Origin of the sequence: Flavobacterium pectinovorum (assembly GCF_006438875.1) — a bacterium.
GTDB classification, from domain to species: domain Bacteria; phylum Bacteroidota; class Bacteroidia; order Flavobacteriales; family Flavobacteriaceae; genus Flavobacterium; species Flavobacterium pectinovorum_A.
Window position 1 is genome coordinate 1 of record NZ_RCZH01000023.1, and the last position, 20,573, is coordinate 20,573.

The 20,573-nt window shown below is 34.4% G+C and carries 11 protein-coding genes and 1 tRNA gene; 8 read left to right on the forward strand and 4 right to left on the reverse strand.

The genetic code is table 11. The features are described 5' to 3' along the window. On the forward strand, positions 1-264 hold a 264-nt coding region (locus tag EAH81_RS24360), incomplete at its 5' end, for a transposase (RefSeq protein ID WP_140511607.1). A 129-nt stretch (positions 265-393) separates the two neighbouring features. Here EAH81_RS24360 and EAH81_RS24365 read toward each other — a convergent pair. The 4 genes from EAH81_RS24365 to EAH81_RS24380 form a co-directional block, all read right to left on the reverse strand. Continuing rightward, positions 394-467, reverse strand: a tRNA-His gene (locus EAH81_RS24365). 77 nt (positions 468-544) lie between these two features. Continuing rightward, on the reverse strand, positions 545-1,261 hold the full coding sequence (gene bshB1, locus EAH81_RS24370) for a bacillithiol biosynthesis deacetylase BshB1 (protein ID WP_140511608.1): 717 nt from the start codon (positions 1,259-1,261) through the stop codon (positions 545-547). A gap of 122 nt (positions 1,262-1,383) precedes the next feature. Further along, positions 1,384-2,469, reverse strand: coding sequence for a chorismate-binding protein (locus EAH81_RS24375; RefSeq protein WP_140511609.1), 1,086 nt, complete (start codon positions 2,467-2,469; stop codon positions 1,384-1,386). Positions 2,470-2,474: 5 nt separating this feature from the next. Beyond that, entirely contained in the window at positions 2,475-2,903 is a 429-nt protein-coding gene (locus EAH81_RS24380; RefSeq protein ID WP_140511610.1) for a PaaI family thioesterase, read from the reverse strand. Between the two features lie 266 nt (positions 2,904-3,169). Between EAH81_RS24380 and EAH81_RS24385 the strand changes: the two genes are divergently transcribed. The 7 genes from EAH81_RS24385 to EAH81_RS24415 all read left to right on the forward strand — a co-directional run bounded on the left by EAH81_RS24385 (position 3,170) and on the right by EAH81_RS24415 (position 20,570). Next, positions 3,170-4,684, forward strand: coding sequence for a hypothetical protein (locus EAH81_RS24385; protein WP_140511611.1), 1,515 nt, complete (start codon positions 3,170-3,172; stop codon positions 4,682-4,684). 395 nt (positions 4,685-5,079) lie between these two features. Then, entirely contained in the window at positions 5,080-6,933 is a 1,854-nt protein-coding gene (locus EAH81_RS24390) for an endonuclease (RefSeq protein WP_140511612.1), read from the forward strand. 450 nt (positions 6,934-7,383) lie between these two features. Next, complete coding sequence (gene purL / locus EAH81_RS24395; protein WP_140511613.1) at positions 7,384-11,055, forward strand: phosphoribosylformylglycinamidine synthase; 3,672 nt, start codon at positions 7,384-7,386, stop codon at positions 11,053-11,055. 1,277 nt (positions 11,056-12,332) lie between these two features. Then, positions 12,333-14,738, forward strand: coding sequence for a TonB-dependent receptor domain-containing protein (locus tag EAH81_RS24400; protein ID WP_140511614.1), 2,406 nt, complete (start codon positions 12,333-12,335; stop codon positions 14,736-14,738). A 148-nt stretch (positions 14,739-14,886) separates the two neighbouring features. Beyond that, the gene (locus EAH81_RS24405) at positions 14,887-15,318 is read left to right on the forward strand and encodes a hypothetical protein (RefSeq protein ID WP_140511615.1); all 432 of its coding nucleotides are present in this window, start codon (positions 14,887-14,889) and stop codon (positions 15,316-15,318) included. A gap of 179 nt (positions 15,319-15,497) precedes the next feature. After that, positions 15,498-17,276 (forward strand): AMP-dependent synthetase/ligase, encoded by a 1,779-nt coding sequence (locus EAH81_RS24410; protein WP_140511616.1) that lies wholly within the window; start codon positions 15,498-15,500, stop codon positions 17,274-17,276. Positions 17,277-17,477: 201 nt separating this feature from the next. Further along, positions 17,478-20,570 (forward strand): DUF6493 family protein, encoded by a 3,093-nt coding sequence (locus tag EAH81_RS24415; protein WP_140511617.1) that lies wholly within the window; start codon positions 17,478-17,480, stop codon positions 20,568-20,570. The last annotated feature ends 3 nt before the right edge of the window (positions 20,571-20,573 follow it).

A 20,573-nucleotide genomic window follows, 5' to 3' on the forward strand; every position in this document is an offset into this window, starting at 1 on the left:
GAGAACACAAAAGATAAAATCATAGGCTTTGCTAAACTAGCCAAATGGCACGAAAAAGTAAATCAATCTGGATTTAAATCTTTTGGTACAATCTCTCGCACAATTATAAATCATTATCAAACCATATTGAATTATTTTGACAACAGAAGCACCAACGCTTCGGCAGAATCTTTCAACGCAAAAATAAAAGCATTTAGGTCAAAATTCAGGGGCGTTAGAAATATAGAATACTTCCTTTTCAGACTAACTAATATTTATGCTTAATTTTTGCTACTCCACAGGTTTTCGTGTTGATCCGATTCTACTCAATTGGAATTTGGAATTTACAAAAATTGGGATTTAAATTAAAGGCACAAAAAAAGCCTTGAATTTCTTCAAGGCTTTAAATTTCTGGGTGGCTGACCGGGTTCGAACCGGCGACCCTCGGCACCACAAACCAATACTCTAACCAGCTGAGCTACAACCACCATTTTTCTTTGCGGTTGCAAATATACAACAAAGGTTTACTTCTACAAAGAAAAAAATGAAAAAAAAATTAAACTTTTTATATCAAATTTTCTAAGCTATTGATTGCCAAACATCTCTCAACAGTGAAACCTTCAGCAAAATCTTTCCCAACAAGCCTTCCTAAGTCCTGCGCACGATAATTTAAACTTTCAAAGAAGTTTTTACTCGTAATTGGTGTAGCAGGTTCCTTAGAATTTGGATCATAGAATTGCGTTTTGTATGCTGCAATCGCTTCAACCTTTTTCTTTTCAAAACCTGTAATGTCAACTACAAAATCCGGCTGAATGTTTTTCCACTGAATATAATGATAAACCACTTTTGGTCTCCAGGCTTCCTGATTCTCTCCATCGATCGAAGTTTCGATTTTCATCAAACCGGATAAAAAGCAAGCATCAGAAACTAATTTACTTCCTTTACCATGATCGATATGACGATCGTCAATTGCATTACACAATACAATCTCAGGTTTATACTTTCGAATCATTTTTATAACCTCTAATTGATGCTTTTCGTCATTTACAAAAAATCCGTCACGCATCTCTAAATTCTCACGAACCAAAACACCTAATATTTTTGCAGCATCTTTTGCTTCAGCATCTCTGGTTTCAGCAGTTCCGCGCGTACCTAATTCGCCACGCGTTAAATCTACGATTCCAACTTTTTTACCAAGAGATACTTCTTTTAAAATTGTTCCGGCACAACCCAATTCTACATCATCCGGATGTGCGCCAAAGGCTAATATATCTAATTTCATGTTTTTATTTTTAGTCACAGTTTACAGTCACAGTTTACAGTCGCAGTATTCAGTTCTCAGTCTCAGTCTTCAGTCTCAGTCGCACTGCCTACTGAGACTGAATACTGAGACTGAAAACTTTTTTAACAACTACTATTATTCTTTTTAATATTCAAAACTCTTTTCATTGTCATTGATTTATTGACGCTTTCCTCCCATTCTTTTTCTGGGATACTTTCTTTTGTAATTCCGCAGCCCATATACAAAATAGCTTTTCCATCGTGAATTTGCATGCTGCGCAAATTCACAAACAAATCAGAACTTACTGTTTTGTTGGCAAAACTGCTATTTAATTCGCCCAGAAAACCAGTATAAAAAGTTCGGTCGTAATTTTCGTTTTCGATGATAAAAGCTTTTGCTTTCTTTTTTGGCAAGCCACAAACAGCCGGCGTGGGATGCAAAGTATCAATAACCTCTTCTAAAGTCGAATTATCATTTAAAACTCCCGAAATATCTGTTTTAATGTGCCAGATCGATCCCGCTTTTATACTATACGGTTCCGTTACAACAACAGACGAAGCCACTTCGCGCAATCTCTTTACGATAAAATCAGTAACATATTGTTGTTCGTCTTTCTCTTTTTGCTGCCAGGAAATTTCCGTTTCCAAAGTTGCTTTCTGCGTTCCCGCCAAAGCTGTCGTTTCAAAAACATTTCCGCTGGCTTTTAGTAATTGTTCCGGCGTTGCTCCCATCCAAAGTCCAATTTGAGGATGAAAAAAACAATACGAGAAAGTCGTTGGATATAAATGAATCAAACGTTTAAAAGTAATCACAAAATCAAAATCAGCGAAATCAATTTTTTCGCTTCGGGATAAAACTACTTTTTTGAATTCGTCGTTTTTAATCGCTTCAATTCCTTTTGAAACCAGATCTTCGTATTGCGTTTTTGCTTCCAAATCAAAAGTTAGATCTTCAGTTTCATTAAAATCAAAATCAACTTTAGTTTGTTCTGCACTTATAATTTTAGATTCTTCTTCAGGAATTAAAATCAATTGTTTTTCATCAAAAGAAGCAAAAACAAAGCCTTTTTCGCTATAATCTGAAACGGTATATAAAGTATCATTTTGCTGTAAAAGCGCAAAAATACTTGAAGAATTAGGTTTAGAATAGATTACAAAAGGTAAATTTTGCGCCTGGTGTTTTCTTATTGTTGAGAAAAAGTCATTCATATTTTCTATTCTTTCTTTTTGTCCAAAACCATATTGGTTAATTTGCAAAGCGAAATCAGATTTCCTGCTTCGTCGGTAATTTTAATCTCCCAAAGATGAATACTTCTTCCTTTATGAATGATGCGCGCTGTACCAAAAACATAACCTTCACGAATACTTTTTAAGTGATTTGCCGAGATTTCGATTCCGCGAACTTCTTGTTCTTTTGGATCAATAAAAAAGAAAGAAGCTGCACTCCCGACACTTTCTGCCAAAGCTACAGAAGCACCTCCGTGCAATAACCCCATTGGTTGGTGAACGCTTGGATTTACAGGCATTTTAGCCGTTAAAAAATCTTCGCCTGCATCTATATATTCAATTTTTAGCGTTTCCATCAAAGTGTTTTTAGAAAACTGATTGCAACGCTCTAATATTTGTTCTTTTGTGTAATTCATTTAAAATAGGCTTTAAAATCGTAAAATTAAAGAAAAGATGAGATACAAATTAGAAAATACATTTCTATTATTTAAAATCATCTCCAAACATGTAAGTTTTTTGCTATTTTTACAAAAAGAATCAATATTAATCTTTGGCTGAAATGTAATATTTTTTTGCCACAGATTGCACAGATTATCACAGATTATCACAGATTAAAAGTTTATTTGCAATAAATAGAAAATCTTTTTAATCCTTTTAATCGGTGGCAAAAAAACTTATTCAAATGCGTCAATACTTTATACTCTTCATTTTCGGTTTATTTTTAGCTTTCAGTTCTTGTCGAACAGATTTTGATACTGTTGCCAGTTCCGGAAATTTAAAGTTTTCAAAAGATACTGTTTATCTGGATACTGTTTTTAAAAACATTGGTTCGAGTACGTACCAACTTAAAGTGTATAATAAAAGTAAAAACGACATTTCGATTCCGACCGTTCAGTTAAAAAAAGGTTTAAGTTCAAAATATCGAATGACGGTTGACGGAATGAGCGGAAACAATGGCAAAATCTTCAATAATGTTACGCTTTTAGCCAAAGACAGTTTGTACATTTTTATAGAAACCACGGCAGATATTACAGATGCTGATCCAACTGATTTTTTATATACGGATGAAATTCAGTTTGACAGTGGAGCAAATCTTCAGGAAGTAGCTTTGGTGACTTTAATTCAGGACGCTGTTTTTTTATATCCGAAACAAAATCCTGACGGAACTAAAGAAAAAATAAAAATAGACGGCAAAGATGTTGATGGATTCTATTTGAATGAAAATGATCCTGTAAACGGAAATGAATTAATCTTCACCAAACAAAAACCATATGTCATTTATGGTTATGCAGGAGTTCCGCAAAATAAAACGGCAACTTTTGAAGCCGGAGCGCGCGTATTTTTTCATGCCAATTCAGGACTTTATGTCGACAATAAAGCTTCCTTACAAATTAACGGAACGACCTCAGCAACCGAAAAATTAGAAAATGAAGTTGTTTTTGAAGGTGATCGATTAGAATCGCTGTACGATGATATTCCCGGACAATGGAAATCTGTGATTTTATCAAACGGAAGTACGAATCATTCCATAAATCATCTGACTTTAAAAAATGCAATCACAGGTTTGGATATTAGAAGTCAAGACAATACAACAATCCAAATTAAAAACACCCAGATTTACAATTGTGCCGAATATGGAATTCTGGCTCAAAATGCCCGAATTAATGGCGAAAACATCGTAATTAATTATGCCGGTTTAACAAGTTTATCGTGTGTTTATGGCGGAAACTATCTTTTTACGCATTGTACCTTCAATAACAATTGGTCAAATAGTCCCCAATTTGCCGTGAATTTAAGCAATAGTTTGGCTGGGGCGACTCCGGAAACCAATCCGTTGACTCAGGCAACTTTCAACAATTGTATTATTTATGGCTCCAATACCAATGAATTTAATCTGGACAAAAATACCAACGCAGCATTTGTATATCAATTAAACAATTGTCTATTAAAATTTAGCAGTTCATCAACGAATCCTGATTATCAGTTTAAAACAGACGCTGTACATTACAATCAGATTATTCTAAATGAAAATCCTAAGTATTACGATGCTTCAAATAATAAATTTAATATTGATAATACGTCGTCCGCTTTCGCTAAAGGAAATCAGGATTATATCATTCCATTAGATATTATTGGAGCCACGAGAACTTCTCCACCAGATTTAGGCGCTTATCAAAGTGCGGTATTTCCTAAATAGAATTTGCCACGAAGGCGCTAAGACACTAAGTTTTTTTTCTTGCCACGAAGGCACTAAGACACTAAGTTTTTTTCTTCTCATTTTATGTCATTTCGACCCAAAGGAGAAATCACACGCGTAACTCGACAAAGATTGGCAACTTTTGATTGTCGAATTTCTAGTGTGATTTCTCCCTTAGGTCGAAATGACAAACAATACGCTTAATACGTTAATTAAAAAAAACTTTGTGCCTTTGTGCCTTCGTGGCTACAAAAAATCCACCCGTAAGAAAATATATCTAAAAATAATCTTTCCTTAACGCAACGCATTCATAAAAATAGTAGATTTGCTACAATAACTAAATTAACTCACTAAAAATCAATTTATTATTAACCCAAATCTTAAACCTATTTTTTATGAAAAAACTCTACACTTTATTATTACTATTCGTTGTTACGGCAACATTTTCGCAAATTCCTTCCGGTTATTACAGCACTGCAACTGGAACAGGCTACACTTTAAAAACACAATTGTACAATATTATTAAAGGTCATACGGATAACGGTTATGCAGGTTTGTACACCACATACCAAACTTCTGATGTTGATAATTTTTACGAAAATGACGGAACTGTTCTGGACATGTATTCTGAGAATCCTGCCGGAACAGATCCTTATAATTATAGTACAGGAAGTACACAAAGATGTGGAAATTATTCTGTAGAAGGTGACTGTTATAACAGAGAACACATTATTCCGCAATCTGTATTTAATGAACAATCTCCAATGGTTGCCGATGCTCATTTTATCACTCCAACGGATGGAAAAGTAAACGGAATGCGTTCCAATTATCCACACGGAGTCGTGAGTACGCCAACTTATATTTCTCAAAATGGCGGGAAATTAGGTCCAAACTCAACATCCGGATATTCAGGAACTGTTTTTGAACCAATCAACGAGTTTAAAGGTGATATTGCCAGAATGTATTTCTATTTTGCAACTCGTTACGAGAACACCGTTGCAGGATATACGTATGCCATGTTCGATGGATCAAGCAATAAAGTGTTTACAACTGCATTCTTGAATATTCTTTTAGCATGGAACGCACAAGATCCGGTAAGCGCTAGAGAAATTGCCCGAAATAATGCCATTTATGCACGTCAGAACAATAGAAATCCATATATCGATCATCCGGAATATGTAAATCAGATATGGAATCCTTCTGCAGATACTCAGGCTCCAACTGCTCCAACAAGTTTAGCTTCTACAACAAAAACAGCTACTTCGATTACTGTTGCGTGGAATGCTTCGACAGACAATGTTGGTGTTACAGGATATAATGTATATTCAAATGGAGTTTTGAAAACTACAGTTACTGGTTTGACTGCTACTATTACAGGATTAACAGCTTCTACAAGTTATAATATTAATGTAAGTGCCAAAGATGCTGCAGGAAATACATCGGCGTTAAGCAATACAATCGCCGTTACGACCAATAGCAGCGGTGGAACTGGCGGAACTGCAACTGACTTACTTTTCTCTGAATATATTGAAGGTTCAGGAAATAATAAAGCATTGGAAATTGCCAATAATACCGGAGCTTCTGTGAGCTTATCTGTTTATACCGTAAAAAAACAAACGAATGGTGCCGGAGCATGGAGCACAGGTTTGGCCTTGAGCGGAACATTAGCAACCGGAAGTAAATTTACGATCGTAAACAGTTCAATGGCTTCGAGCTGTTATCCAACAAGTTCTGCTAATATTTCGACAACTGCCACTGAATTAACTTTTAATGGAAATGACGCTGTTGGTTTATTTAAAAATGGCGTTTTGATAGACATCATCGGGACATTTAATGGCGGAACAGCAAATTTTGCAGTAGATGTTACTTTAAGAAGAAAATCGACGGTTACTGCTCCAAGCACTACTTTTAATTTGGCATCTCAATGGGATTCATTTACCACGGATACTTGCTCAAATTTAGGTGCGAAACTGGTTAAAAACACCACTCTTGAAACAGAAGAAACCCTTGCCGATTCAAAAGGAATTATTTTATATCCAAATCCGTCAAATGGAAACTTTTCAATCTATTTTAATAATACAGAAGCACCCTATTCTATCGAGATAATTTCAATATTAGGTCAAAAAATATTTGAGAAATCAAATATTAAAGATTCATTATCAACGATAAATAATTTACCGAAAGGTATCTACATTGTTCGTATTAGTAAAGGTTCTGAAAATTTCAGTAAAAAAATCCTTATCAACTAATTAAAAAATGAGTGCTTACTAAATTAAAGAGCGGCTAGTTGCCGCTCTTTTTTATTGTCCTAAAATTTTAAATTAATTTTTCTCGCAGATTTGGCAGATTGAGCAGATAAAGAACTGAATAAAAAATTCACGCAGATTTAAAATAAAATTCCAATCAATTTAAATCTGCTCAATCTGCCAAATCTGCGAGAGATAAAAAACTCCACGTCTTTGCTCCCGATTGCTATCGGGATTACGAGATTAAAAAAATAACATTTTGCGAGAAAACCATACTTATAAGAAGATGCACTGCTGTGCATCTCTACTTTAGCTGCTTCTAAAATGAACTTATATCACTTATATGGTAAAATAAGATCAATACATTTTTTTCAAAAGAGTTTGTTTTCAAATTTGCGCTTACTATTTATTTAAACTAAATTTGCACTTCAATACAACAAACTACACATCACAATGATCCATTTCTTTGAAAACCAAAGCAAAACTGTTTTTGCAGTACAAACGCAAAACGAAATTTCGGCTCAAGACATTTCAAAACTAAACTGGCTTTTTGCCAACTCTAATAAGATCGAAAAATCCGCCTTGACGGATTTTTTTGTTGGTCCTCGTGCCACTATGATCACACCTTGGAGTACAAATGCTGTAGAGATTACTCAGAACATGGGTATTCCGGGCATCATCAGAATTGAAGAATTTCATCCGGCAACGGAAGATTTTACTGATTTTGATCCAATGCTTTCACAAAAATTCAATCAATTAGATCAGGAGATTTTTACTATCAACGTACAGCCGGAACCAATTCTGGAAATCGATGATATTGCCACTTATAATAAAGTAGAAGGTTTAGCTTTAAGCCAGGAAGAAGTAGATTATTTAGACAATCTTGCTGTAAAACTAGGCAGAAAACTAACCGATTCTGAAATTTTTGCTTTCTCACAAGCAAATTCTGAACACTGTCGTCATAAGATTTTCAACGGAACTTTTGTAATTGACGGTGAAGAAAAAGAAACTTCTCTTTTCAAATTAATCAAAAAAACATCACAGGAAAACCCTAACGATATCGTATCTGCTTACAAAGACAACGTTGCTTTTGTAAAAGGACCAAGAGTACAGCAATTTGCACCAAAAACAGCTGACAAACCAGATTATTACGAGATAAAAGAATTTGATTCTGTTTTATCTTTAAAAGCAGAAACACACAATTTTCCAACAACTGTAGAGCCTTTTAACGGCGCTGCAACTGGATCAGGAGGAGAAATTCGTGACCGTCTTGCAGGTGGTCAAGGTTCTTTGCCACTAGCAGGAACAGCGGTTTACATGACATCTTACTCACGTTTGAAATCCTTCGACTCCGCTCAGGATGACAGGACTTGGGAAAATGCAATGGAAGAAAGAAAATGGCTGTACCAGACTCCAATGGATATTTTGATCAAAGCTTCAAACGGAGCTTCTGATTTTGGAAATAAATTCGGGCAACCGTTAATTACAGGTTCGGTTTTAACTTTCGAACATTCAGAAAACGACCGCAAAATTGGTTACGATAAAGTAATCATGCAGGCGGGCGGAATTGGTTACGGAAAATTAGATCAGGCAATCAAAAAGAAACCACAAGAAGGTGATAAAATCGTTATTCTTGGTGGAGAAAATTATAGAATCGGGATGGGTGGAGCTGCGGTTTCATCTGCAGATACAGGAGCTTTTGGTTCGGGAATTGAACTAAATGCGATCCAACGTTCGAATCCGGAAATGCAAAAACGTGCTGCTAATGCCATTCGTGGTTTGGTAGAAAGCGATCATAACCCAATTGTTTCTATTCACGATCACGGAGCTGGAGGACACTTGAACTGTCTTTCGGAATTGGTGGAAGAAACTGGTGGATTAATAGATTTGGATAAATTGCCTGTTGGAGATCCAACTCTTTCTGCAAAAGAAATTATTGGTAACGAATCTCAGGAAAGAATGGGATTGGTTATTGGTCAAAAAGATATTGATATTTTGCAAAGAATCGCAGACAGAGAGCGTTCGCCAATGTATCAGGTTGGAGATGTTACGGGAGATCACCGTTTTACTTTTCAATCAAAATCAAATGGTTCAAAACCGATGGATTATGCTTTAGAAGATTTCTTCGGAAGTTCTCCTAAAACGATTATGACGGACAAAACTATCGATAGAAAATATGCTGATGTTACTTATTCGGCAAATGATTTCGAAAAATATTTACAAGATGTTTTACGTCTTGAAGCTGTTGCCTCAAAAGACTGGTTGACTAATAAAGTGGACCGTTGTGTAGGTGGAAAAGTAGCTAAACAACAAACCGCAGGTCCGTTACAATTGCCTTTGAATAATGTTGGAGTTATGGCTCTTGATTATTTAGGTAAAGAAGGAATTGCAACTTCTATTGGACACGCTCCTATCGCGGCTTTGATTGATCCTGTTGCAGGTAGTAGAAATGCTATTGCAGAATCGTTATCAAACATTGTTTGGGCTCCAATTAAAGATGGTTTAAAAGGTATTTCATTATCTGCAAACTGGATGTGGGCTTGTAAAAACGAAGGTGAAGACGCTCGTTTGTACGCTGCAGTTGAAGGCTGTTCTGAATTTGCAATCGAATTGGGAATCAATATTCCGACAGGAAAAGATTCACTTTCGATGAAACAAAAATATCCAAACGACGAAGTAATTGCGCCGGGAACGGTTATTATTTCGGCTGGAGGAAACTGTACAGATATTAAAAAAGTAGTAGAACCTGTTTTACAGAAAAACGGAGATTCTATTTATTATATCAATTTATCTCAGGATGATTTCAAATTAGGAGGTTCGTCTTTTGCACAAATTAGAAATGTAATCGGAAAAGAAACTTCTACTATAAAAGACGCTTCTTTCTTCAAAAATGCTTTTAATACAATCCAGGAATTAATCGGCGAAAGCCAAATTTTAGCAGGTCACGATATCGGAAGCGGTGGTTTAATCACTACTTTATTAGAATTGTGTTTTGCTGATGTAAATCTTGGAGCAAAAATTGATTTCAGCGCTTTCGCGGAAAAAGACTTATTGAAAATTCTTTTCGCTGAAAACATCGGAATCGTTTTCCAAGCTAAATCGGATTCAGCTGTTGAAGCTAAATTGAGCGCAAACAATATCGAATTCTTCAAAATTGGTTCAGTTCAAAACACCGCAACTTTAGAATTTGGTGATTATAAATTGGATATTCCGACTTATAGAGATATTTGGTTTGAAACTTCTTATTTATTAGATCAGAAACAATCTAAAAACGGAACTGCTAAAGCTCGTTTTGAAAACTATAAAAATCAGCCCTTAAACTATACATTTCCAACTCATTTTACAGGAGAAAAACCAGTAATTGACGCTTCGAAGCCAAAACCTAAAGCAGCGATTATTCGTGAAAAAGGAAGTAATTCTGAGCGTGAAATGGCAAATGCAATGTATTTAGCCGGATTTGATGTAAAAGATGTTCACATGACGGATTTAATTTCTGGTCGTGAAACTCTTGAAGATATTCAATTTATTGGAGCTGTTGGAGGATTCTCTAACTCTGATGTTTTAGGTTCTGCCAAAGGTTGGGCGGGAGCTTTCTTATACAACGAAAAAGCAAAAACAGCTTTGGATAATTTCTTCAAAAGAGAAGATACTTTATCTGTTGGTATTTGTAACGGTTGTCAATTGTTTATGGAACTTGAAGTGATTAATCCGGAACATGAAGTTCACGGAAAAATGCTGCACAACACGAGTCAGAAACACGAAAGTATCTTTACCTCTGTAAAAGTTCAGGAGAATAATTCGGTTATGTTATCTACATTGGCCGGAACAACTTTAGGAGTTTGGGTTTCTCACGGAGAAGGAAAATTTAATTTGCCAATGGCAGAAGAGAATTACAACATCGTTTCTAAATATGGTTACGAAGGTTATCCTGCAAATCCAAATGGTTCTCATTACGACGTAGCAATGATGTGTGATAAAACCGGAAGACATTTGGTTACAATGCCTCATATTGAGCGTTCTACTTTCCAATGGAACTGGGCGCATTATCCAAAAGACAGAAATGACGAGGTTACGCCTTGGCATGAAGCTTTTGTCAATGCAAGAAAATGGATTGAGAAAATCTAAAAAATATATTTTTATTACTTAAAGCGTTCGAGTTTTCGAGCGCTTTTTTTGTTTTTTTGCCTACGGATGTTACGGATTTAAACGGGTTTACGCTGATTTCTTTTTGCCAAAGATTAAAAATATTATCTGTGTCAATCTGTTTAAATCCGTCAAATCCGTGGGCTATTTTTTTTGCCACAAATTTTCACAAATTAGTTTGTGCTAATTTTTGTGATTCAAAAACAAAATCAATTAGTTACGCCTTGGCGTGAGCTTTTGTCAATGCAAGAAAATGGATTGAGAAAATCTAAAAAATATATTTTTATTACTTAAAGCGTTCGAGTTTTCGAGCGCTTTTTTTGTTTTTTTGTCAACGGATGTTACGGATTTAAAAAGGTTTATGCTGATTCTTTTTGCCAAAGATTAAAAATATTATCTGTGTCAATCTGTTTAAATCCGTCAAATCCGTGGGCTATTTTTTTTGCCACAAATTTCACGAATTTTCACAAATTAGTTTGTGCTAATTTTTGTGATTCAAAAACAAAATCGATTAGTTAAGCCTTGGCATGAAGCTTTTGTCAATGCAAGAAAATGGATTGAGAAAAACAAATAATATATTATTACTGAAATCGCTCGAGAATTTGAGCGATTTTTTTTGCCACAAATTTCACAAATTTTCACAAATTAGTTTGTGCTAATTTTTGTGATTCAAAAACAAAATCAATTAGTTACGCCTTGCCGTGAGCTTTTGTCAATGCAAGAAAATGGATTGAGAAAAACTAAAGAAATATATTTAAAACTAAAAAGCGTTCGAATTATCGAACGCTTTTTTTTTACCACGACCTGAATAATTACGGGCGAAGTAATTTTACGAATTTTCCCCAAAAAATTCGTGCTCTATTTCGAAACAGAAAAACCTGCTTCTAGATTGGTATAAAAATATACCTCAGCGCTATCCCTAAGCTGAGGCATTTTTATTTTATTTTTTTTGAAAGTCGTGGAAATAATGGCATACGATTCCCCACCAGAACATTGCTAAAAGAGCCGTTAACATATTATTTAGTTTAAAATTAGCACCTACTCTTTTGCTTTTCGGCATCCGCATTTTAATAAAATAAAAATACTATTGTCCCTTTTTAAATCATCGGTGGTTTTTCCTGTTTATTTTAGGGGAAAAACACCCTTTTTTTACTCCGAAAAAATGGCTATAAAAAAATTAAATATCATCTAAGACTAATTTAATAATATCTTAAGGTAGTTTAAGCAAGCGCATTTACTGGGATAAATATCTTTGCGCTATGAAAAATTGCAGACAAAATCTTTTACTTCTAATTCTATTATTTATAACGAGCCAATTCTCTTTTGGTCAAAATCAAGCGGCTATAAAAGGATCTATTTCTGACGGGAAACTTCCGATAGAATTTGTAGATGTTATTTTAAAAAACGTTAGCGATTCTACAAAAGTGGCTAGCTATGCGGTAACAGATGCTTCCGGAAATTTTTCTTTGGATAATGTCCCTTCGGGGGATTATCAATTGCAATTCAAATTAATTGGATTTAAAACTACTATTCGAAAAGTAAAATTTGCAGGTTCTCCTATTTCTATTGGAACAATCACTTTGCAAAGCGATACTAATTTATTGAATACTGTTGTGGTTAATTCTGCCAAAAAACAAATTCAAAAAACAGACGAAGGTTTTATTTTTAACGCTGTTTCTAATATTTCACAATCCGGAGGAACTGCGACGGACATGCTTAAAAGTATTCCGACTGTTGCTGTTGATGCAGAAGGTGGAATAACTTTGAGAGGAAAATCTCCGATGATTTTAATTAACGGAAAAAACTCAGCGATTACCAATATGGATCAAATTGCGGCAAGCAGTATCGAAAGTATTGAAATAATCAGTAATCCAACAGCCAAATATGATGCTAATGCAGAAAGCGGAATTATCAACATCAAACTAAAGAAAAATAACCAAAGCGGAATGAACGGTGCAATGGTTTTGGGCGGTGGTTTTGGAGCTAAAGGAAGAGCAAACAGTTCGTTTCAATTAAATCATAAAGCTGGAAAATGGAATTTTGGTCTGGGCTATGACAATCGTTTTGCCGGCCGAACCAAAAAAATTAATGCGGATCGAACAAACTATTTTATTGATGACGAACATTTCATCAATCAAACACGAAATGACGAACGTACAGAAGGCTTACAAAATTTAAAACTGAATATCGATTTTTCGCCAAACGAGAGAAACAGCTTTTCATTTGAAGCTTTAGGAAACCTGGAAACTCAGGATAATGACGAAACTTTATATACGAAGGTCAACACTAGTGCAAATCAGTTTTACTCTGATAACAGAAGACATTCTTTAGAATTAGAACGTTCAAAAGTAGGAGAACTGGCTTTTAATTATGACCGGAAATTTGCTGATGATCGAAAAAGTCTAAACGCAAGTATTACTTCATCATTTAACAGAGACAAAGAAAATACGAATATCGACACGTACAATTACGATCAGTATCAGGAACAGATTGGTGATGCTTTTTTACAAAAAACACATAATTATGAAAGTGAAAATATCTCGAATGCGATTGTAAATTATGCTTTTCCGGTATCAGAAAAATCGATTATAGAAACTGGTTATAAAGGAACATTTCGTTTTTTTAATTCAGAATTTCAAAGTGCTGATATGGTGAATGGCAAATATGTTGTGAACCCAATTTCGAGTAATACTTTTAAATTCAATGAGCAAATAAATGCGGTTTATGGTCTGTTAAACTCTTTTATTGGTAACAAAGAAAATCCAAAATGGAAATACAATTTAGGCTTACGTGCAGAAAATGTTTCCAACACTGGAGCAACTCAAAATAATAGCGACAGGTTTAACAATAATTATTTAAAACTTTTCCCTTCCGCTTCTTTACAATTGAATTTAGAATCTGATGAATTTGTAAAAATTGGTTACAGCAAACGTATTAATCGCCCGGATCTGGACGATTTAAATCCGTTTATCGATATTACAGATGCGTTGAATCCACATAGTGGGAATCCGTATTTAAAACCTGAAATTATTCATATTGCCGAAATGAGCTATAATAAGGAGTGGACAAAATACTCTTTTTCTACAAATGCTTTTTATAGAAATGCTACCAACACTATTAAACAATATGCTGAACTGCTTGATAACGGCGTAATTTTATTGATGCCAAAAAACATTGGAAGTACCATTACTTACGGATTAGAAACGATCTTCAGCTTAAAGCCAATTGGTTTTTATGATGCTAATATTAGTATAACTGCTTTTCAGCAAAATATAAACGCCTCAAATCTGGCTCAGGATGTAGTTAGTAATGCTTTTAGCTGGTACGGAAAAATCATCAATAATTTTGTTCCCTGGAAAGGTGGAAAACTGCAGCTTATTGGCAATTACAACTCGGCATTGGCAACTCCGCAAGGAAAAAGAATTCCGATTTATAATGTCGATATGGGTTTTCAGCAAAAACTGGGAAAAGGAAATGCCCGTTTGGGATTGGTCGTTACAGATATGTTTAACACGCTTGAAAGCGGATACAAAAACAATACAGCTTTGTTTAGCAGCAACAGGACTAATAAATCAGACACACGTGCTTTGATGGTGACATTTGCTTATACTTTTAAATCTGATTTTAAAGAAAAACTATTAGAAAATCAGTTTTCGACAGAGTAATATTCCGGCAAAACTAAAATGTTAAAAAATAAACTCATTCTTGTAATTGGGATTCATTTTTTCTACAGAAATTTGAACTATATTCGCTAAAAAAATCCTGCCATTGATTTTTTTTGTGCAACTCCAAAAACAATTAAACCTACAAAGAATGAAATCATTACAGCTATTATTTATTACATTATTTTTTGTTTCTACACATTCTTATTCTCAAGTTCAGGTAGATAAAATCACTTACAACAGCCGTGATCATTATATTACAACAACTATTGGTTATCCTGTTCCCGGGACTTTTGCTCCAACGGGACAAAAAGAACCTGTTACGATATTAAATCCGGATGGTACAGGAGTTATCCAATCTGACGATTTAAGCAAAAAAAAGATGAACTGGGGAATCGAATGTACTGACGAAGGAATTCCGATTTTTAAAGAAGGTTTTAATAGTGCTTCTTATACATTTTGGTATAGAAACAATGATAGTGATGATTGGAACTATTCTCAATTCTCAATTCATTTTACCAAGAAAAAAATGTTCTTAATGGGCGAACGTGTAAAAGAATATGTTGATTACGACGTGCAATAGTTTAGCTGAAATTTATAACAAAAAATCAATATTTCTTGATTTTTCGAAAATTTACTACAAAAAAGAAAACGTTTTCGTTGATTTTCAAGAGTACTTATAAATTTTACCATAAAATTCCACAAAATTAAAAATTATCCCTAATTTTTATTTAATTTGCGATAAAATTCAATATATTAAACATGGTTTCAATCACACGCCTTTTTGATTTTCCCTATTATCAACAAGAAACTTATAACCTTCCGGTTGCCTTAGCAACTAAAAAAAACGGAGTCTGGGAAAAAACATCTAGCCAGGAATATATTGCAAAGGCAAATGCTGTTTCAAGAGCTTTGCTGCGTATGGGCGTTCAAAAAGATGATAAAATCGCATTAATTACCTCTAATAATCGTACGGAATGGAATATCATGGATATTGGTATTCTGCAAACAGGAGCGCAAAACGTTCCTATTTATCCAACAATTTCCGAAGAAGATTACGAATATATATTGAACCATAGCGGTAGTATTTACTGTTTTGTTTCTGACAGTGAAGTACTTCAAAAAGTAAACGCTATAAAAGCAAACGTACCTACTTTAAAAGAAGTTTATTCGTTTGATGAAATTCCAGGTTGTAAACACTGGACAGATTTACTATTACTAGGCGAAGACGAAAGCAATCAAACTGAAGTTGAAGCCAGAAAAGATAGTATTCACACAGATGATTTGGCTACTATTATTTATACTTCAGGAACTACAGGAAGACCTAAAGGCGTTATGCTTTCCCACAAAAATATTGTTTCAAATGTTTTGGACAGTGCGCCAAGAATTCCGTTTGATCCGGGAAAAAGCACCGCATTAAGCTTCTTGCCAATTTGCCATATTTTTGAAAGAATGATATTGTACATCTATCAATATTATGGTGTTTCGGTTTATTTTGGAGAATCGATTGACAAAATTAGTGATAACCTAAAAGAAGTTCGACCAACTGTTATTACAGCTGTACCAAGACTTTTAGAGAAAGTTTACGATAAAATTTATGCAAAAGGAACTGAATTAACCGGTATCAAGAAAAAACTTTTTTTCTGGGCGATTGATTTAGGTTTAAAATACGAACCATACGGAGCGAATGGCTTTTGGTATGAGTTTCAATTGAAGATTGCCCGAAAACTTATTTTCAGTAAATGGAAAGAAGGTTTAGGAGGAAATTTAGATTTAATGGTTTCCGGAAGCGCTGCTTTGCAACCGCGTTTAACAAGAGTTTTTGCTGCTGCCGAAATTCCGGTTATGGAAGGTTACGGTTTATCTGAAACTTCTCCGGTAATTGCGGTAAACGACCAAAGAAACAAAGGTTTTAAAATTGGAACTGTTGGAAAAGTAATTCGCAACGTTGAAGTTAAAATTGCTGCTGACGGTGAAATTCTTTGCAAAGGACCAAATGTAATGTTAGGTTACTTTAAAGATCCTGAAAAAACTGCCGAAGCTTTGATCGATGGATATTTCCATACCGGAGATATTGGTGAAATTGACAGCGAAGGTTTCCTGAAAATTACCGATCGTAAGAAAGAAATGTTCAAGACTTCGGGCGGAAAATATATTGCTCCTCAATTGATCGAAAACGCTATGAAACAATCTCGTTTTATTGAGCAAATCATGGTAATTGGTGAGGGCGAAAAAATGCCGGCAGCTTTTATTCAGCCAAATTTTGAATTTGTAAAAGAATGGGCAAAAATTCACAAAATAACTTTAGGAAGCACTGACAAAGAAATCAGTTCAAATCCTGATGTGATTAAACGTATCGATGAAGAAGTTGAAGGTATTAATGAGAAATTCGGACACTGGGAAAAAATCAAACGTTTTGAGTTAACTCCTGATGTTTGGTCTATCGATGGCGGACAATTGACTCCTACATTAAAATTGAAACGTAAAATTATTAAAGAAATTTACAAAGATCTTTATGTTAAGATCTATGGTCAGAATTAATAAATCAAAATAATATAACCAACGAAAAGGCTGTTCTTTTGGAACAGCCTTTTTTTTTAATCCCTAATCCTGAAATATTTATCACATCTCTAACAATTTTAATCTAAATTTTCATTTAAAAACGACTGCTAAACCTTAATAATTTTATATTTTTGAGAATATACGCACACTTATTTTTTATCAATTCAGTTCTAAAACAGCATGAAAAAATATTTAAAATACATAGACGGAAACTCTGATAAGTTTTGGCAAATTGAAGTTACAGGATTTGAATATACTGTGACCTACGGTAAAAACGGAACATCTGGAACTTCTCAAACCAAAAAATTCTTTACAGAGGAAGAATCTCTGAAATCAGCGGAAAAAATACTGGCAGAAAAAGTAAAAAAAGGATATTCAGAAACGGGTGATGTTACTGTGGCCTCAAAACCAAAAACAGCCAAAAGCTCAAACTCTGATGCAGTTTTTGAAGAATATGACGCAATTATAAAATCAAAAAATATAGATTTATTATTGCCTTTCCTTAATGAAAAATCAAAAGGGAATATTGAAGCGCTAAAAAAGCTTATCAAGAAAAACAAGCGTTATTTTATGACCTATACAGATCTTACAAAAGATCAGGGTTATGTAAAAAAAGACAAACACGATTATGGCTGGGGAACGCGTGGGGATAAAAAACAAAATGATATTATTACGCTTAGTGCCATCGCTTTATTTGATAAAACCGACATCAATTCCTGGGATGAAGTTTTGAGTTTGCTGAACGAAATAGACGAAAAACCACAGGTTATGGAGGTTTTATTATGGGCAAAACCCAATTGGCTTAATACTTTTATTTTAGACAAAGTAAAAAGACAAGACTGGGTTAGTTTCAATTACCATATGCTTCGCAAATTAGAAGAACAGAATTTGTTGCAATTTAATCCTGAATTATACGCTTTGACTCTGGCAGCAACAAATGAGTGGCGTGCAAAAATGAAGACCCGCAGCTTTATTAATACTTCATTGAATGACAAACTAACTTATCAAAGGGATATTCCGGAATTGTTTAATTACGAAACGATTCTGCACAACAGCTTTTTCAGGGAGAATGATTCTCAAAAACATGATGAATTTCAGACTTGGGCTATTATATACAAATCATTATTAGACGAAAAAAAGATGGATCGTGCGTTCTTTATCGAGAATGCCATCCTTATTCAAACCAAAGAATGGAACAATAACCTGAAATCGTTCTTTAGAAAAAGAATAGATGAATTTAATGTTACGCCCGATGAACTTATTGTTCTACAGGAAAATATATTCTCCTATTTACACCATCCCTATCCGCCAATAACAAGTTACGGAATTGAATTGATTAAGAAAATTTACGATCATCCAAAATTCAAAACAAAATCATTTCTGGAGTGGGTCGAACCTTTAATGATGCGAAGCGATTGCAAAGCAGCTATTAAAAATGTTTTGCCCATTCTCGAGAAAATTACCAAATCAAATCCTAAAGTAAGCGCAGCCATTGCATTAATTATTGCTGATGTTTATGTAATTGCCGATCTGGCTTTGCAGGAACGATCCACCAAAATTATTACCAAAATTGCGAACGTAAAAGATAAGGTACTTAAAGAAAAATTATCTTCTTATGTAACGCTAATGCAAGGAAATATAAAATCGGGATTAACGCAGTTTTTAAATGAAGACGATTTAGCTCTTGACGAAACTGCTTTAGAAGAATATACATTCGAACCTCAAAAAGAATTATTGCTTACAGAAGAAGTTCAATTGCCAAAGGATTGGAATGATATTGTTTTTCAGTTTGGGAATTTCATAAATTCAGAAGAAACATTAGATTCCGAAATTCTATTGAATATTTATATCTCACAACGAAATTTGTTTCCAGCTGATTATTCAGCGCAGTTACAGCCCTATGAAAAACAATTGCAAAAAAATTATTTCGAAGCAGTTCATAAAAATTTCGTGAAGGCATTTTTATTACATAAAATCCCAAATATAGATAACAAATTTAACAGCAAAGTCACTCATTATTCAAAGATTAATACAACTTTGTTAATGCAGCCTTTGCTCGAAAAAGTGCAGCAAAAAATAGATACAAACTCTGCTTTGCCTCTACTTTCTTTTCCGAGTCATAAACCGTATTGGATTGCTCCAAAGGTTTTACTGGAAAGAGTTATTGCGTACCAAAACACAAAAGAAGAGATTGATTCTGTCGATTTGGCTATTGCAATCGCGCGTATGCGGAGAGAAAACATAGAAGAAGCGCTTCCGATACTGGATCAGATTAAAGGAGATATAAAACAACTTTTATCGTTTTGTCTTGGTGTAGATGAAAAACTGAATTTAGATTCAACATCTTTGTTTTCGAAACTATTGGCAACGATGGGCAAAACGACCAAAGAAACCGGAAATTTGTCTCTTTGGGCTGTTGCGGCAAGAACTTTTTATCCAAACGATACTTTCTCCGAATTCGAAAATACGTATCTAAAAGAGATTCCTTTTGTAGTTGCTCCTTTTAAACCTGAGATTACGTTTAAAGAAAAATGGTCCGAATGGACTAATTATCAAACAAAACAAAAAGAAAGAACACCATCGTGGTACGAACTAAGATTCGATCTGCCTAACTATTCTAAAATCCCGAACTATTTGTTGTACAGCCTGGACATTTACAACAGATCAAACAGTTGGGATTATAATCTTAATTATGCCGGAAACACTTATTACTGGCACAGTCTTACGCCACAGAACTCAGACGCGCTAGCCTTGACTTTATTACAGAATTGCAGAATGGCGGATGGGGCAAAACCGGAATTAAAAGGTTTTCTGGACGTAATTAACCGACCTGAGTTTCGATTCTCAGATATCAGTTTGCTTTTGTATTCTTGCTGTTTCTTTCAGGAAAAGAAAGATTTGCGATTAATGGCATCTGAAGTTTTAATTCATTTAATTGAAAAGCAAGTTATAGACATTGACCTTTTTGCTCAGAAAATTGCACATTTGACAACTGAAAAATATGGTGTATTTTTAAGATTAGTCGACGGATTAATTGCCTTAAAAGATGTTTCTCCATTGCATAATAATGCTTTATTGAAGTTGTTAAATTCCTTTTTTGCCAGTCTTGATTTAAAAGAAAAATTACCAACCAACTTCAAGAAAATAACAGAGAATTATGTTGATATTTTAACGAAAACCAATCAGAAACCATCGGCAGAAGCAATTGTTTTCTTCGATAAATGGAAAGATAATGCATCGCTTAAATCATTGATTAAGCAAATTTTAAAATAAAGA

Coding starts and splice junctions, on each gene's coding strand:
- EAH81_RS24380 (WP_140511610.1), bottom strand. CDS start 2,903: ATGAATTACACAAAAGAACAAATATTAGAGCGTTGCAATCAGTTTTCT.
- bshB1 (WP_140511608.1), bottom strand. CDS start 1,261: ATGAAATTAGATATATTAGCCTTTGGCGCACATCCGGATGATGTAGAA.
- EAH81_RS24405 (WP_140511615.1), top strand. CDS start 14,887: ATGAAATCATTACAGCTATTATTTATTACATTATTTTTTGTTTCTACA.
- EAH81_RS24375 (WP_140511609.1), bottom strand. CDS start 2,469: ATGAATGACTTTTTCTCAACAATAAGAAAACACCAGGCGCAAAATTTA.
- purL (WP_140511613.1), top strand. CDS start 7,384: ATGATCCATTTCTTTGAAAACCAAAGCAAAACTGTTTTTGCAGTACAA.
- EAH81_RS24410 (WP_140511616.1), top strand. CDS start 15,498: ATGGTTTCAATCACACGCCTTTTTGATTTTCCCTATTATCAACAAGAA.
- EAH81_RS24400 (WP_140511614.1), top strand. CDS start 12,333: ATGAAAAATTGCAGACAAAATCTTTTACTTCTAATTCTATTATTTATA.
- EAH81_RS24390 (WP_140511612.1), top strand. CDS start 5,080: ATGAAAAAACTCTACACTTTATTATTACTATTCGTTGTTACGGCAACA.
- EAH81_RS24385 (WP_140511611.1), top strand. CDS start 3,170: ATGCGTCAATACTTTATACTCTTCATTTTCGGTTTATTTTTAGCTTTC.
- EAH81_RS24415 (WP_140511617.1), top strand. CDS start 17,478: ATGAAAAAATATTTAAAATACATAGACGGAAACTCTGATAAGTTTTGG.